The 16277-nt window shown below is 60.9% G+C and carries 12 protein-coding genes and 2 pseudogenes; 8 read left to right on the top strand and 6 right to left on the bottom strand.

What is annotated here, in order from left to right:
* Positions 1–109: 109 nt before the first annotated feature.
* From xylB to PCOSP_RS14590, 3 genes are all read left to right on the top strand, one after another.
* Positions 110–1597, top strand: coding sequence for a xylulokinase (gene xylB / locus PCOSP_RS14600; protein ID WP_139645500.1), 1488 nt, complete (start codon positions 110–112; stop codon positions 1595–1597).
* Positions 1598–1609: 12 nt separating this feature from the next.
* Positions 1610–2548 carry a carbohydrate kinase family protein gene (locus PCOSP_RS14595; RefSeq protein WP_464708769.1) on the top strand — a complete coding sequence of 313 codons (939 nt, stop codon included), beginning with the start codon at positions 1610–1612 and terminating at the stop codon, positions 2546–2548.
* A gap of 198 nt (positions 2549–2746) precedes the next feature.
* Positions 2747–3010, top strand: coding sequence for a DUF2790 domain-containing protein (locus PCOSP_RS14590; RefSeq protein ID WP_139645496.1), 264 nt, complete (start codon positions 2747–2749; stop codon positions 3008–3010).
* Positions 3011–3092: 82 nt separating this feature from the next.
* On the opposite strand, the gene PCOSP_RS14585 is transcribed toward PCOSP_RS14590, so the two are convergent.
* The 3 genes and pseudogenes from PCOSP_RS14585 to PCOSP_RS14575 all read right to left on the bottom strand — a co-directional run bounded on the left by PCOSP_RS14585 (position 3093) and on the right by PCOSP_RS14575 (position 6144).
* Positions 3093–3374 (bottom strand): DUF1652 domain-containing protein, encoded by a 282-nt coding sequence (locus tag PCOSP_RS14585; RefSeq protein WP_175362633.1) that lies wholly within the window; start codon positions 3372–3374, stop codon positions 3093–3095.
* A 405-nt stretch (positions 3375–3779) separates the two neighbouring features.
* A pseudogene (gene ilvA / locus PCOSP_RS14580) lies at positions 3780–4769 on the bottom strand (threonine ammonia-lyase, biosynthetic); the annotation flags it as partial.
* Between the two features lie 244 nt (positions 4770–5013).
* Positions 5014–6144, bottom strand: coding sequence for a transcriptional regulator, SarA/Rot family (locus tag PCOSP_RS14575; RefSeq protein WP_464708767.1), 1131 nt, complete (start codon positions 6142–6144; stop codon positions 5014–5016).
* Positions 6145–6295: 151 nt separating this feature from the next.
* Here PCOSP_RS14575 and PCOSP_RS14570 point away from each other — a divergent pair, with 151 nt between their 5' ends.
* Positions 6296–7507, top strand: coding sequence for a multidrug effflux MFS transporter (locus tag PCOSP_RS14570; RefSeq protein WP_464711848.1), 1212 nt, complete (start codon positions 6296–6298; stop codon positions 7505–7507).
* Between the two features lie 58 nt (positions 7508–7565).
* Positions 7566–8273: an SDR family oxidoreductase gene (locus PCOSP_RS14565; RefSeq protein ID WP_139645487.1), complete on the top strand. Its 708-nt coding sequence runs from the start codon at positions 7566–7568 to the stop codon at positions 8271–8273.
* Between the two features lie 143 nt (positions 8274–8416).
* On the opposite strand, the pseudogene PCOSP_RS14560 reads toward PCOSP_RS14565, so the two are convergent.
* A pseudogene (locus tag PCOSP_RS14560) lies at positions 8417–9564 on the bottom strand (PQQ-dependent sugar dehydrogenase).
* Positions 9565–9752: 188 nt separating this feature from the next.
* On the bottom strand, positions 9753–10094 hold the full coding sequence (locus tag PCOSP_RS14555; protein WP_464711846.1) for a hypothetical protein: 342 nt from the start codon (positions 10092–10094) through the stop codon (positions 9753–9755).
* A 324-nt stretch (positions 10095–10418) separates the two neighbouring features.
* Between PCOSP_RS14555 and ku the strand changes: the two genes are divergently transcribed.
* Entirely contained in the window at positions 10419–11306 is an 888-nt protein-coding gene (gene ku, locus PCOSP_RS14550; RefSeq protein ID WP_139645480.1) for a non-homologous end joining protein Ku, read from the top strand.
* Between the two features lie 33 nt (positions 11307–11339).
* Positions 11340–13313: a DNA ligase D gene (ligD, locus tag PCOSP_RS14545; protein WP_464711844.1), complete on the top strand. Its 1974-nt coding sequence runs from the start codon at positions 11340–11342 to the stop codon at positions 13311–13313.
* Positions 13314–13344: 31 nt separating this feature from the next.
* Here ligD and lpxO read toward each other — a convergent pair whose 3' ends face one another.
* Complete coding sequence (gene lpxO, locus PCOSP_RS14540) at positions 13345–14244, bottom strand: lipid A hydroxylase LpxO (RefSeq protein WP_464711843.1); 900 nt, start codon at positions 14242–14244, stop codon at positions 13345–13347.
* A gap of 400 nt (positions 14245–14644) precedes the next feature.
* Here lpxO and PCOSP_RS14535 point away from each other — a divergent pair, with 400 nt between their 5' ends.
* Entirely contained in the window at positions 14645–16231 is a 1587-nt protein-coding gene (locus tag PCOSP_RS14535; protein WP_024781069.1) for an ABC-F family ATPase, read from the top strand.
* The last annotated feature ends 46 nt before the right edge of the window (positions 16232–16277 follow it).

Below are 16277 nucleotides of genomic sequence, written 5' to 3'. Positions count from 1 at the left end.
GGGACGCTCTGCGCCCCACAAGCCGAACGCGGAGCGTCCGTTGAGGCATTCCCACGCAGAGCGTGGGAACGATCTGTCACGGTTCAGTGTCACGCACATGAGGGTTTCTATGGCAAGTCAACAGTTGTTCCTGGGCATCGACTGCGGCACCCAAGGCACCAAGGCCTTGATCCTGGATGCGAACAGCGGCCAGGTCCTGGGCCAGGGCGCTGCGGCCCACACCCTGATCAGTGGCGCGAATGGCCGGCGTGAACAAGACACCGGGCAATGGATCGATGCGTTCATCCAAGCCACTCACCAGGCCTTGGCAGACGCTGGTGTCGACGGCGAGGCCATACTTGGCATTGGCGTCTCCGGCCAGCAACATGGCCTGGTGTTGCTCGACGAGCAGGATCAGGTGCTGCGCCCGGCCAAGCTCTGGTGCGACACCGAAAGCGCCCCGCAAAACGATGATCTGCTAGTGTACCTGGGCGGTGAAAGCGGTGCCCTGGAGCGTCTCGGCGTAGTCATCGCTCCCGGCTACACGGTTTCCAAGCTGTTGTGGACCCGGGAACACCATCCGCAGATTTTTGCTCGCATCGCGCACATCCTGTTGCCCCACGACTTCCTGAACCACTGGCTCACCGGCCGTTACTGCAGCGAATACGGCGATGCCTCGGGCACGGGCTATTTCAACGTACGCACCCGTCAATGGGATCTGCAGCTGCTGCAACACATTGACCCCAGCGGCCGGTTGCAATCGGCGTTGCCGGAACTGATCGAGGCCCATCAGCCGGTCGGGCGGATCCTGCCGGGCATTGCCGCGCGCCTGGGCATCAACCCTGAGGCCATCGTGGCGAGCGGCGGCGGCGACAACATGATGGGCGCCATCGGCACCGGCAATATCCAGCCCGGCGTGATCACCATGAGCCTCGGTTCATCCGGCACGGTCTATGCCTATGCCAGCGAGCCCGCGGTCAGCCCCGAGGCCTCGGTCGCGACTTTCTGCTCATCCAGTGGTGGCTGGCTGCCGCTGATCTGCACCATGAACCTGACCAACGCCACCAGCGCCCTGCGCGAACTGTTCGAGCTGGACATCGAGACCTTCAACGCCCTGGTGGCCCAGGCCCCGATCGGCGCCGAGGGAGTCTGCATGTTGCCGTTCCTCAACGGTGAACGCGTTCCCGCCCTGCCCCACGCCACCGCCAGCCTGCTGGGCCTGACCACCACCAACCTGAATCGGGCCAACCTGTGCCGGGCCGTGGTCGAAGGCACCACCTTCGGCTTGCGCTATGGCCTGGACCTGCTGCGCGCCACAGGGCTCGAGGCACGGAGCATCCGCCTGATCGGCGGCGGCTCGAAGAGCCCGGTATGGCGGCAGATCGTCGCCGACATCATGAACACCACGGTCATCTGCACCGAACAGAGCGAAGCGGCAGCCTTGGGCGCGGCGATTCAGGCGGCGTGGTGCCATTCCGGATCGCAACACAGCCTGGCCGAACTCTGCGAGCGTTGCGTCAAGCTCGACCCGGCCAGCGAAACTCGGCCGGTCGCCGAACATGTCGCGGCCGCCCAACAAGCCTATGAAACTTATCGACAACACGTCGCAACCCTTTGAGAGCAGACATCCATGTATCTGGTGTGTGGTGAAGCACTGTTTGATTTCTTCAGTGATCAAGAAAGCGGCGGCCCGGCCTCGCAGGTTAATTTCAAGGCCATCGCCGGCGGTTCGCCGTTCAACGTGGCGGTAGGGCTGCGTCGCCTGGGGGTGGAATCGGCGCTGTTTGCCGGGCTGTCCACCGACTTCCTGGGTCGGCGCTTGCAGCAGGTCCTGCTCAACGAAGGTGTCAGCGCAAAATACCTGCGGGACTTCGACGCACCGACCACCCTGGCGATGGTCGCCGTGGGGGCAAACGGCTCGCCCCACTACAGTTTTCGCGGTGAAGGCTGCGCGGATCGACAGCTGGGCCTGCAACACTTGCCCGAACTGGGGCCTGAAGTGAGTGGCCTGCATTTCGGCTCGTTTTGCCTGGTGGTGCAACCGATTGGCGATACCCTGTTGGCGCTGGCGCAGCGGGAGAGCGGCAAGCGCCTGATCAGCCTGGACCCGAACGTGCGACTCAACCCGCAGCCGGACATCGAGCTGTGGCGCTCACGGATTGCGACGCTGGTGGAGTACGCCGACCTGATCAAGGTCAGCGACGAAGACTTGAGCCTGCTCTATCCCGAACGGGATCCTCAGGTGGTGATCGAGGGCTGGCTGGAACATCGTTGCCAATTGGTATTCCTGACCCGTGGCGGCCAGGGCGCAACCGTGTTCAGCCGTCGCCATGGAACATGGTCGGTGCCGGCCTGCTCGGTGACAATCGCCGACACCGTAGGCGCAGGGGATACCTTCCAGGCCGCATTGATTACCTGGTTGATCGAACAGCAACTGGATTCAGTCGAGGGTCTACTGACGCTGACCCGGGATCAGATCAGCGCCATGCTCGACTTTGCCATGCGTGCAGCCGCACTGACCTGCGGCAAGACCGGGCCAGACCTGCCCTATCGCCAGCAGTTGAACTGACAACTCGCCCCAGCGACTGCCGCTTCGTTCAAACATTGCGGCAGCCTGGGAGCATCAAAAGCCAGGCACCTGGCTTAACCCCCTTTTAATCCTGCGCTCCGACACTGGCCCGGACCGCGCCCTCCCCGCAAAGGCCCCGCGCGGCAGACCTCGATGCCAGGGCATCAGGTCGAGGCCCTCTGCTGCGGAATTCCGATCATGAACACTTCTGCGTTACTCGCCGCCGCGTCCTTGTTGGGCTTGGCCGGCATCACCGGTCTGGCTCAGGCCGACAATACCTCACAGCCCATGCCTTATCGCTATGGCATGCCATTGGAGATCAAGAAGGTGCTGTCACTGACGGAACCGTCCACACCTTATTGCGAAGTGATCACCGCACAAATGGTGTATATCGACAAGATGGGAGAAACCCGGGATGTTTCCTATCGCAAACTGGCGGATGCCTGTACGAAGGGAGACTGAGTGGCATCTTCACACTGCAACTGGACGCCGGGTTCGGTTATTGGCCGGACCCAGGCGTCAGATGACCAAGACAAGGTCGCGATCAGCGCCCGGTCATACGGTGGTGTTGTTGATGAAAGTAGTTCCCGCTGCCGTGGTTGTGGTCGAGTTCGGTGCGCAACTCGGCAATCAGGTCGTTGATCGCCCGACAGCCCGTGAGTTTGTTGGCATCGATGTTGGACTTGATCAAGGCTACGCGATCGGTTTCATGATCGTCGAAAATCTTGATCGTCATCGTCAAGTCGGGTGACAAAGTGCATTGCGAACGCTTGGGCAGCAAACTGCTTTCAATGATATTGCGCATTTCGAGGGCAGATAAAAACATGGCAACTCTCTCCTGTTGAGGCGGCCAATTTATGTTTACAACGACAGTATTTCGTCCGTTTCTTCCCTGCGGACTGAACTACGAATACCGTGCCGTATGTTCATTTCTTGGCGTTCTGATCAATGAGTTCGGGAAGCGAACTCTTGAACCATCCCGCAAAAAATATGCCTGCATTTGCCACATTTTGGTTTGATATAAATCAACCATTTAGCGTACCGGTGCGCCGGCAGGCTCGTGCAAAATGCAAGTAAACAGCGATTTCCTTCTTGCAAACTGCATACAGAGTGCAATCACTTTATTGCTGTCGAAAGCTAGAGTAGACCCAATTTGCTAAAGCGGAGCCGGGCATCCGTCGGGTAGTTGAAAAAAGCGATGACAGGTCGTGGGTCACACCGCTTCGACGCCGGCGCGCTCCGCCACATGGCGCAAACTGTCAAAGTTGATGTTGGCCCCCGAGTCGATGGCGATCAACGTCTGGCCACGGGCACCGGTGCGAGCGACGTACTGTTTGATGCCCGCCACGGCCAGGGCACCGGAGGGCTCGGTGATGGAACGGGTATCGTCATAGATGTCCTTGATCGCCGCGCACAGTTGGTCGTCACTGACGGTCACCACCTCGTCGACGCAAAAGCGGCAGATATCGAAGCCGTGGGCACCGATCTGCGCCACGGCGACACCGTCGGCGAAGGTGCCCACGGTCGGCAGGATGACGCGCTCTCCGGCGGCCAGAGCCGCCTGCAGGCAAGCGGAATGCTGGGACTCCACACCGATGATGCGAACGTCCGGACGCAGGTATTTAACGTAGGCCGCAACCCCGGCAATCAATCCCCCACCGCCAACCGGGACGAAGATGGCGTCCAGCGCACCGGCGTGCTGGCGCAGTATTTCCATGGCAACCGTGCCTTGTCCGGCAATGACATCCGGGTCATCGAACGGTGAAACGAACTCTCTACCGGTCTGCCGGGCCAGATCCAGCGCATGTTCCAGGGCAAACGGAAAACTCTCGCCATGCAGCAGCGCCTCGGCGCCCCGGTGACGGACGCCAAGCACTTTCAACTGCGGCGTGGTCACGGGCATGACAATACAGGCCGAGATCCCCAGCTCCCGTGCCGCCAATGCAACGCCCTGGGCATGGTTACCAGCCGAAGCGGTGATGACGCCACGGGCCCTCTGCTCCGGTGTCAATTGCACGAGTTTGTTGTAGGCGCCCCGGATCTTGAAAGAAAACGTCGGTTGCAGGTCTTCACGCTTGAGCAGGATCCGATTTCCCAGGGTTTCGGACAACGCAGGCGCCGCTTGCAGCGGCGTGCGCACGGCCAGTTCGTACACCGGCGCGGCGAGGATCTTCTTAACGTATTGCTCCAGCAACGTTTGCTCGGGGCGGGAAGCGGTCATGGCGGTCTCCTGGTTTGAATCGGGCCCAGGAGACAGAAAGAAAAAACCCGCCTCAAGGGCGGGTTGGGTGCTGCCGTCAGCTAGCCCGCCAAATAAGGAATGGCGGTAATAATGCTTGGCTGGCTGCGCAGTACGGTAGAAGTCATGGCTGGAAATTAGCCGGGCGCTGCTGGCAAGTCAATGGTGAATCGTTCATCCGTCTGAAATCGCCTGTGGAAGCGAGCCTGCTCGCGAAAGCGGTGTGTCAGCCAACATCCTGATCGCCAGAGACACCGTCACCGCAAATGGGCCGCGCGAACGCACCCAACGTATCGCGAAGTGCTTCCTGGCGTTCGCCAGGGACCTGGCAGGTCGTTCCAATCTTGTCGGTGACCGCCCAGAGCGCCTCGCGCAGCGCTTCTCCGGCATCGGTCAGGGCAACCAGTACCCGACGCTCATCCTCCCGGTCGCGGGTCCGAGTCACCTTGCCCGACGCCTCCAGACGCTTGAGCAAGGGCGTGATCGTCCCGGTATCCATCGCGAGCCTGGCCCCCAGCTCACCGACACTCCTGGGCGCATCATGGAACAGTTCCAGCATGACCAGGTACTGCGGGAACGTCAGCCCCAGCGGATCCAGCAAGGGCTTGTGCAGGCGAATCATGCGATTGGAAGCACTGTACAAGGCAAAGGACAACTGATTCTCAGGCACCGCGTCCTGTAGCGCGTTATTATCTAGCACGCTAGACAATAGCGACTGCGGTCGAAGCGCTCCAGCCGCGTCCGGTGATACGGACATTGCCGCCTCCTCCCGCCCTGCGCTCCCGTACTCCCTGTCGGCGTCGAGTAACTGCTCCCGTGCCGCACGCAGGATCCGGTCGGACAATGACTGATCGTCGACTGCCCGGGCCAGCACCATTGCTCCCACCATCGTAGCGAGGAAGCTGATGGCCTGATCTTCACGAGAGCGGCCACGCTGCCAGGGCAGACGGGACCTGAAAGAGGCAATCATCCCGGCAACCCGACGGGTGAAGGCGCGCCGCATCCCCGGCTCGCGCGCCACCTCGACAGCCAGCGCAGGCATTGCACAGCCTGCTTCCGGATGATCACGGTGCCGCTCACTGAGGTACAAGGCCAGGACCGCCTCCTTCGGAGCAACACTGCCGGCGATGGTTTCCTCGATCTTGAGCGCCAACTGGTCCATCGCACGTTCGAGACTGGCGCAAGCCAGCGCATCCTTGGAATCGAAATGCGCATAGAAGGCACCATGGGTGAGGCCTGAAGCCTTCATCACCTCAGCAATGCTTGCCCCGGCGATCCCCTTGGCGCGAAAGAGTCGGGAGGCCTCTTCCAGGATTGTCTGGTAGCGCTCTGCGGTCAGGCCTGGGGGATATCTCATGGCAAATCCTGAATGTTTGGCTTGACGAATTGCATGATGATCATCATGCTCGGCGATAAATATGACAAGCATCATATATTACGACAAAAATATCGATCAGCTTTTCATCCACGACCGATCTGCCACAACCCACCTGAAAGAGTGCTACGCCATGACGACCGCTCTCGCGAATGAGGCTACACAGACCCTGAGGCCGCTGACCGGACGAATTGTGGCCCTGCTGGCAGGCCTGGCGGCCATCGGCATACTTTCCACGAACATCATTCTCCCGGCATTTCCGATCATTGGTGAAGACCTCGGTGTGAGTGCGCGGGAACTGGGCCTGACGCTGTCGAGCTTCTTCATCACGTTCGCCTTGGGCCAGCTCATCGTCGGGCCATTGGCCGATCGCTATGGACGCCAGAAACTGGTGCTAGGCGGACTGCTGGTATTCGTGGTCGGCACCGTTATCGGGGGGCTTGCCACCGATCTTGACGTGCTGATCGCCGGACGCGTCGTCCAGGCGCTGGGCGTCTGCGCAGCCTCGGTGTTGTCGCGGGCTATTGCGCGGGATCTGTTCGAGGGAGAAGCTCTTGCCCGTGCCTTGTCCCTGACCATGATCGCCACCGCCGCTGCGCCTGGTTTTTCCCCCCTGGCGGGCAGCGTGCTATCGGCCGTACTCGGATGGCGCGCCATCTTCATCCTTGTGGGACTGGCCGCCGTTGTCCTCGCGCTCTTTTACATTCGTGGCCTGGGAGAAACCCATCCAGCCGATCGCAGGGCGCCGCTCTCAGCCATGCGCGTGATTCGTGCCTATGGACGGTTGGCGCTGGATAAGCGGTTCATCCTGCCAGCCGTCTCAATGAGCCTCCTGATGAGCGGGCTGTTTGCCTCGTTCGCCGCGGCACCTGCCATCTTGATGAAAGGGATCGGCCTGACGTCATTGCAGACTGGCTTGTATTTCGCTGCCACGGTATTCGTCGTGTTCGGCGCCGGCATGGCGGCCCCCCGCCTCGCCCATCGCCACGGTCCCCGCATCGTCACCCTCCTGGGCATTGCCTGCGCCATGGCCGGCGGCGGCTTGCTTCTCGCGGGGCCTGCCGATCCAGGCCTTGGGCGCTACGCCCTCTCGATGGTGACATTCCTCTGGGGCATGGGACTCGCCAATCCGCTGGGTACCGCCATCACCATGGGGCCTTTCGGCAAAGAGGCCGGAATGGCCTCCGCACTGTTCGGCTTCATCTCCATGGGCGCTGCCGCGCTGAGCACCTGGCTGGCCTCGGTCTTGCCCTTTGCGCCGGTCACGGCCCTGGGCGGCATCCAGGCCATGGCCTGCATGATTGCGCTGGTCCTGTTCATTCTGCGAGGCAGTCTCGCCAGATAAACCGCCAAGGCGCCCGTGCGCCGCTTTGTTCCTTTTCGTCAACAACTGGAGATTCAACATGCAAATCAAAGGCAGCGTGGCGCTGGTAACCGGCGCCAACCGTGGTTTGGGCAAGGCTTTCGTGCAAGCACTCCTGACGGCCGGTGCCGCCAAGGTCTACGCCGCAGCACGTGACCCCGGGACAATCGACGCCCAACCCAACGTGATTCCCATCAAACTCGACGTCACTCGTCCCGAAGACATCGCCGCGGCCGTCGCTCAAGCGCCGGACCTGACGCTATTGATCAACAACGCAGGCGTGAGCGGAATGGAAGGCCAGGAACGAGGCAACATCAGCCTGGAAACCCTGCGCCATGAATTCGAGATCAATGCCATTGCCCCGCTGGCCACCAGCCAGGCCTTTGCGCCGATCCTGGCAGCGAACGGCGGCGGCGCCATCGTCAACATGCACTCGGCCCTGAGCTGGGTCAATCTCCCCGGCACCGTTACCTATTCGGCCAGTAAAGCGGCCGCCTGGTCGCTGACCAACGGCCTGCGCCTGCACCTGGCCGCCCAGGGCACATTGGTGGTGGGCGTGCACGTCGCATTCGTGGACACCGACATGACACGAGGCATCGAAGGCGTTCCAAAGGCATCCCCGCACGATGTGGTCCAACGCGTGCTTGAGGGGCTGATCAATGATCAGCCGGAAGTGCTGGCTGACGACACGAGCCACCATCTCAAGCAGAACCTGAGCAACGGCGTCTATCTGCGGCCGATTTCGTAAGAACCAGAGAAACCGGACCTTGTGGGAGCGAGCCTGCTCGCGATGAGGGTGTGTCAGTCAACATTTCTATCGACTGATACATTGCCATCGCGAGCAGGCTCGCTCCCTCCATTTTTCCGGGCGCCTACAGGATTCGACCCGGGTCATTTAAGCCCGATTTTATACAGTGCACCGTCGTCTTCATCAGTTAGGACATACAGATAACCATCCGGCCCCTGGCGCACGTCGCGGATCCGCTCCTGGAGTTCGCCCAGCAGACGCTCCTCGTGCACGACCTGGTCGCCTTCCATCTGCAAGCGAATCAGATTCCGGGACACCAACGCACCGATGAAGACATTGTGCTGCCAAGGCTTGAAACGCTCGTTGTCATAGAACGCCATGCCGCTGAGGCCCGGCGAAACTTGCCAGACATGGTGCGGGCCAAGCGCACCCTCTACATCCTTGCCCTTGGCTTCGGGAATTGGCGCACCGGAGTAGTTGATGCCATGGGTCGCCAGCGGCCAGCCGTAATTCTTGCCGCGTTCGATGATATTCAGCTCATCGCCGCCCTTGGGTCCATGCTCGTTTTCCCACAATGTGCCGCTCCAGGGATTGAGTGCAGCCCCTTGGGGATTGCGCAGGCCATAGGACCAGATCTCGGGACGGACATTCTTCTGGCCGACAAAGGGGTTGTCATCCGGCACCTTGCCGTCCGGGTAGATGCGCACGACCTTGCCTTGCAGCTTGTCCAGGTCCTGGGCCGTCGGGCGGTCGTTGTTCTCCCCAAGGTGATGAACAGGTAACCCTCCCGATCGAAAACCAGCCGCGAGCCGAAGTGATTACCCGTGGAAAGCTTGGGCTGCTGACGGAAAATCACATCGAAGTTCTCCAGGCGCTTCGAATCTTCGGAGAGCTGCCCGCGTCCCACGGCGGTACCGGCCTTGCCGTCCTTGCCAGCCTCGGAGTAGGACAGGTATACGGTGCGATCCTGCTTGAAGTCAGGTGACAACACCACGTCCAGCAAGCCGCCCTGGCCGTTGGCCCACACCTCAGGTACACCGCTCAATGGCGCCGAGAGCCGCCCCTCGGGGCTCAGCAGGCGCAGATTGCCCGGTCGCTCCGTGACCAGCATGCCCCGCTGCCCCGGCAGGAACGCCACGGACCAGGGGTGCTTCAAGCCTCTGACCACGGTGGTCACCTCCACGCTGCCCTCCTCGCTCTTCAGTACCTGGGTTTGCGCGGCCCAGGCCGGCGCGGAAAGGATCAGGACGGCACTGGCGCAAAGCGCGGCCTGCAATGTCTTACGCAACATGCACACTTCCTTCTGTGATGGAAACAAGACGACTAGGCTCTGTACGAAAAGCCTTGATACTCGTTCATGCTGCGTTGAAAACAGCCTCGGAATGCTCATGTACTCCAGTACAGTCGGACGCGACCCCGGGCGTTCCTCGGCTGTTTTCGCCTTGCCTGACCTTCGTCTCAAGACTTTTCGTACAGAACCTAGCGATTGCTGTCGTTCGAGTTTCTGGGTGGCGTACCGGATTCGATGGTGGGCCTGGGCGAACCCGGCGGCGGCCCCGAACGCGGGTAGCCGTTGCCGATACCGCCATTTTCCAGGGTCGGTCGACGGGGTACCGGTACCGTCGGGTTGTTGTGGATCGTCGGTACGTTGGGCTGGGTGCCCTGCATGCTGTTGGGATTGGCCCGACGTATGGGGTTGTTATAGGGGTTGTTGTTGCCCGGCAGATTCTGAGCCACGACCATGGGGCCCTGGCCGGGTGCAGCAGCCTGAACGATGGTGCTCAGTAATAGCGTGGTGATCGCAAGTACTAGCCTGTTCATCGGTACCTCCCTGCTTCGCGGAAATCGCTCAGGCATATCGAAAACACGCTACCGCGCAGGTTCACGGTTGTTAAGCGAAATGTCTGGTTGAAGATGTAACGAGGCTTCTCTGAGAGCAATCCTGTGGGAGCGAGCCTGCTCGCGATGGCTATGTTGACTGACACACCGCCATCGCGAGCAGGCTTGCTCCCACAGGGCACCTTCCGGGTGGGTATTCATCGAAGAGGCGCCGCCCTGCCACACCGCCAGCCGGCGCGCCATGGAAACTTTTTCAAAGGCCGGAAGGTCACCAGAGAGAACCCTTCACGGCAAGGAAACCGCACCATGGCACGGGCAATCTGGAAAGGCGCAATCAGTTTCGGGCTGGTCCACATTCCCGTGGCACTGGTCTCGGCGACGTCGTCCCAAGGTGTGGATTTCGACTGGCTGGACAAGCGCAGCATGGACCCGGTGGGCTACAAGCGGGTCAACAAGGTCACAGGCAAAGAGGTGACCAAGGAAGACATCGTCAAGGGCGTCGAGTACCAGAAAGGCCAGTACGTGCTACTCAGCGAAGAAGAAATCCGCTCCGCCCATCCCAAGTCCACCCAGACCATCGATATTTTCTCCTTCGTCGACAGCGAAAAGATTCCACTGCAGAACATCGACACGCCCTACTTCCTCGCCCCTGACAAGCGTGGCGGCAAAGTCTACGCCTTGCTTCGCGAAACCCTGGTCAAGACCAACAAGGTGGCCCTGGCCCACGTCGTATTGCATACCCGCCAGCACCTGGCGGCACTGATGCCCCTGGAGTCGGCCCTGGTGCTGGTGATGTTGCGCTGGCCGGCGGAAGTGCGTGAGCTGGACATCCTCGAACTGGGCGACGAGGTTACCAAGCCGAACCTGGTCAAAGGCGAGCTGGAAATGGCCAAGCGCCTGGTGCAAGACATGAGCGCCGACTGGGAACCCCAGAACTATCGGGACAGTTTCCAGGACAAGATCATGGAGCTGGTGGAGAAGAAGGCCAACGAAGGCCGGCTCGAAGCGGTGGAGACCGACCCCGGCGAAGAACAGCGCAAGACCGCGGACGTCATCGACCTCACCGAACTGCTCAAGCGCAGCCTGGGCGGCAAAGGCAAGACCGCCGACAAGCCTGCCACAAAGGCCGCCGCAAAACCTGCTAAGGCCAAATCCGCTCCCGCAAAAAAAGCCACCAAAGCCTCCCGGGGCTAAACCACGGACGCCAGCGATACAAGGGAACCTGTCATGGCCAAGGCCGAGAGTGAATCTGCCCGTACATCCAAGAAAACCGCTACCAGCCGCACCCAACGAATCCGGGCGCATCAGAACACGCGCCTGCCAGAACGGCTGTTGCCGCAACTGGCAACACCTGTGGAGCAACCGCCGTCGGGCGAATGGCGCTATGAAGTCAAATTTGATGGCTATCGGTTGCTGACCCGCATCGAGGGAGGCGAAATCCGCCTGTTCAGCCGCGATCATCAAGACTGGACCGAACGCCTCAAGTTGCACGCCGAGGCCCTGGCCGAGCTGAACCTGGGAGACAGCTGGCTGGACGGTGACCTGGTGCTGCTCGACGAAACCGGCCAGTCCGACATGGCGGCCCTGCGAGATGCTTTCGAGATCGGCCGCACCGTAGACATGGTCTACGTGTTGTTCGACGCACCGTTTCTCAACGGCGAGGACCTGCGACAGACGCCTGTGGAAGAGCGGCGCGCGGCGTTGAGAAAAGCGCTCAAGCATCACGGTGGCAAGCGACTGCGCTTCTCCGAAGCCTTTTTCGCCAACGAGGATGAGATTCTGGAAAGCGCCAGCGCCCTCTCCCTGGACCGTGTAGTCGGTAAGCGCCAGGGTAGCCCTTACGTGTCACGGCGCAGCAGCGACTGGGTCAACCTGAAGTGCCGGCTGCGCCAGACTTTCGTGATCGTCGGGTTCACCCATCCTCAAGGCAGGCGCAACGGCTTCGGAGCCTTGTTGCTCGCAGTCAAGGACCCCGCGGGGTGGGTGTATGCCGGGCGGGTCAGCAGCGGGTTCAGCCAGGATGAAATCAAACGATTGCATGAGCAACTTGCCGCCCAGGAGCGTGATGCTTCGCCCCTGGCCAAACCTGTCAAGCCGACACAGGGGCGTGGCGTGCAGTGGGTAGAGCCTGCTCTGGTCTGTGAGATCGAGTTCACCGAATGGACCGCCGGCGGCCTTGTGCGCCAGGCCGCTTTCGTGGACATGCTCGACGATATGCCGGCGGAAAAGATTGTCCGCGAGCACCCTCTGCCGAAAAAAACCAGGACGTCGAAACCCAAGCGCGGCGGCAAGGAGCACGACGTGGAAGTCGCCGGCGTGAAGATCACCCATCCAGAGCGCGTCATCGACAGCCTCAGTGGCGTGCAGAAAGTCGAACTGGCGCAGTATTACGCGGACATCGCACCGTGGCTCCTGCCCCATCTGAAACTGCGGCCCGTCGCGTTGTTGCGGGCACCCGACGGAATCGGCGAAGAACAGTTCTTCCAGAAGCACGCCGATCGCCTGGAAATTCCTCATATCCGGCAGCTGGATCCGGGACTGGACCCAGGTCATGCCGCCCTGATGGAAATCGACAGTCTCCAGGCCCTCATCAGTGCGGCGCAGATGGGCGCGGTGGAACTGCACACCTGGACCGCCACTCACGACCGGATCGAAACGCCGGACCTGTTCGTCCTGGACCTGGACCCTGACCCGTCGCTGCCCTGGAGTGCCATGCTCGAGGCCACTCGCATGACCTTGTCCTTGCTCGATGAGCTGGGCCTGCAGGCGTTCCTCAAGACCAGCGGCGGCAAAGGCATGCACATCATCGTTCCGTTGGCGCGAAGCGAAAGCTGGGATGTCACCAAGGCCTTCGCGAAAGCCATCTCGCAATTCATGACCCGGCAGATGCCGAAGCGGATCACCGCAACCATGGGACCCAAGAACCGGATCGGGAAGGTTTTCGTCGATTACCTGCGCAACGCCCGAGGCGCCAGCACGGTGGCTGCCTACTCGGTACGCGCCCGGCCGGGCCTACCGGTATCGATGCCAATCGCCAGGGCTGAACTCGACGGCCTGCGCAATGCCCAGCAATGGGATATCCAGACGGCCCTCGAACGGGCCAGAGGTCTGGGCGCCGATCCATGGGAAGGCTACAGCCATCGCCAACGGATCACCGCCAGGATGTGGGAACAACTGGACGCAGAAAAACCCGGGGAGTGAACAAATGCTCTTGGTAGGAGCTGGCAAGACTTCAGATCCAGATGAACACCGCCAGCAGGCCGCCAAAAAACGCCCACTTCTGGAGGTAATACAACTTTCGGTTGCGCTTCTTGAGGGCCTTGCCCTGCAAGCGAATCTTGTAGAGCCTGGAGAACGCCCGGTTCAATCCACCCGTCTTGTCGCCGGCATCGTTAGGCGCACCCGCAGCGGCCATCACGGTGCGGCTGAACCAGCGATTGAAGGCCGTTGTCCAGCGGAACCGCATTGGCCGCTCGACGTCGCAAAACAAAATGATGCGGTTCTGAGAAGTGGTGTTTTCGGCGTAATGAATGAAGGTTTCGTCGAAGACCACCGCCTCGCCATCGCGCCAATGGTAAGGCTCGCCATCGACATTGATATAGCAACCGGCATCGTTGGGGGTTTCCAGGCCCAGGTGATACCGATAGGACCCGGCGTACGGATCGCGGTGCCGAACCAGTTTGGAACCGGGCGGCAGCTCGGCAAACATCGCCGCCTTGATCGAACCGATGCTCTGCACCAGTTCAGTGGTGCGTGGACACAACTTCATGGCCGAGGGGTGGCTGTCGCCGTACCATTTCAGGTAAAAGCGCTTCCAGCCGGTCTTGAAGAACGAATTGAAACCCACGTCGTCGTATTGATTTGAGCGCTTGATCGCCCCCGCCTGCAACAGGCTCTGGCCCTCGGCGCGGATTTCCTCCCAATGGGCCTGCAGGGGGCTCAGGTCAGGGAAGTCCGCCGGGTTCAGGTACGGCTTGTTGGGCAACTTCGAACACAGGTAAAGCAGGCAATTGACAGGCGCCAGGAAAGACGAATGGTCGCTTAGCTGGCGTCCGAGCTTGTGCCGCACGCGTCCGCGCAGGTGTACATAGCCGATGGACAGGATGTAGATCGCAGCAATGATGAGTTTCACGGAATCGTCACGCACTGGAGTGAACGGGTTGCGTCCCCTGGCCAACCAAGCGGCAAAAGAGACGCATCAAGAGAGATGGCATTTTAGTCACATGTTGTAACTGAAAGTTATCCTCATTTGTGAAAAACTGTCTTGCCCGGGCAATACCCTATCGTTAACGCGGCCAGATCAGTACAATCGCCGCCAAATATTATGCGCCCCCCTTTTGGCCGACACCGTGAACCGGTTTCGCGCACATCCATTCGGGCTCGGCGCTTCGTATGCTGCTGTCCTCTTATGCCGGATGGACCCTTGCGCCTGTGACCGCGCCGCCTTTGCACGGTTGTGGATCGGCGCAGACAGGTACTGAACAGGTACTGCCGCACCCTTAGCTACTCTGAATGTTCCGCAGGATAAACCTTTGATCTCTACAGCTAACATCACGATGCAGTTCGGCGCCAAGCCGCTGTTCGAAAACGTCTCTGTCAAATTCGGCGCGGGCAACCGCTACGGCCTGATCGGCGCCAACGGTTGCGGCAAGTCGACCTTCATGAAGATCCTCGGCGGCGACCTCGAACCGTCTGGCGGCCAGGTCATGCTCGAGCCGAACGTGCGCCTGGGTAAACTGCGCCAGGACCAGTTCGCCTACGAGCAATTCACTGTCATCGACACCGTGATCATGGGTCACGAAGAGCTGTGGAAGGTCAAGGCTGAGCGCGATCGCATCTATTCGCTGCCGGAAATGACCGAAGAAGACGGCATGGCCGTGGCCGAGCTGGAAACCGAGTTCGCCGAAATGGACGGTTACACCGCCGAATCCCGAGCTGGTGAGCTGTTGCTGGGCCTGGGCATTCCGCTGGAGCAGCATTTCGGCCCGATGACCGAAGTCGCGCCAGGCTGGAAACTGCGGGTACTGCTCGCCCAGGCGCTGTTCTCCGATCCGGAAGTGCTGTTGCTCGACGAACCGACCAACCACCTGGACATCAACACCATCCGCTGGCTGGAAAACATTCTCACGGCGCGTAACAGCACCATGATCATCATTTCCCACGACCGGCACTTCCTGAACAGCGTCTGCACCCACATGGCCGACCTGGACTACGGCGAGCTGCGCCTGTTCCCGGGCAACTATGACGAGTACATGATCGCAGCGACCCAGTCCCGCGAGCAGTTGCTGTCGGACAACGCCAAGAAAAAAGCCCAGATCGCCGAACTGCAGACCTTCGTCAGCCGCTTCTCGGCCAACGCCTCGAAAGCCAAGCAGGCGACCTCCCGCGCCAAGCAGATCGACAAGATCCAGCTCGCCGAGGTCAAGCCATCGAGCCGCGTGAGCCCGTTCATCCGCTTCGAGCAGAACAAGAAGCTGCACCGCCAGGCAGTGACCATCGAGCGCATGTCCAAGGGCTTCGACGGCAAGACCCTGTTCAAGAACTTCAGCTTCACCGTCGAAGCCGGCGAGCGCGTGGCGATTATCGGCCCCAACGGTATCGGCAAGACCACCCTGCTGCGTACCCTGATGGGCGAGCTGGCGCCGGACGCCGGCTCGGTGAAGTGGACCGAGAGCGCGGAACTGGGCTACTACGCCCAGGACCATGCCCACGACTTCGCCGACGATGTCAGCCTGTTCGACTGGATGGGCCAGTGGACCCAGGGCGAACAGATGATCCGTGGCACTTTGGGCCGCATGCTGTTTTCCAACGACGAGATCCTCAAGTCGGTCAAGGTCATCTCCGGTGGTGAACAGGGCCGCATGCTCTTCGGCAAGCTGATCCTGCAGAAACCGAACGTGCTGGTGATGGACGAACCGACCAACCACCTGGACATGGAATCCATCGAAGCGCTGAACCTGGCGCTGGAAAACTACCCGGGCACGCTGATCTTCGTCAGCCACGACCGTGAGTTCGTCTCGTCCCTGGCCACCCGTATCATCGAGCTGAGCGCTGATGGCGTGGTCGACTTCAGCGGCACTTATGACGACTACCTGCGCAGCCAGGGTGTGATGTTCTAAGAGCAGCTCTGAGCCGCAAGCCGCAAGTGAAAAGCCCTGTCCAATG

The sequence above is a fragment of the Pseudomonas sp. MAFF 730105 genome (genome assembly GCF_055380705.1).
Note: the sequence above shows the minus strand (reverse complement) of the source record. Positions and strands in the feature narration are given on the sequence as shown.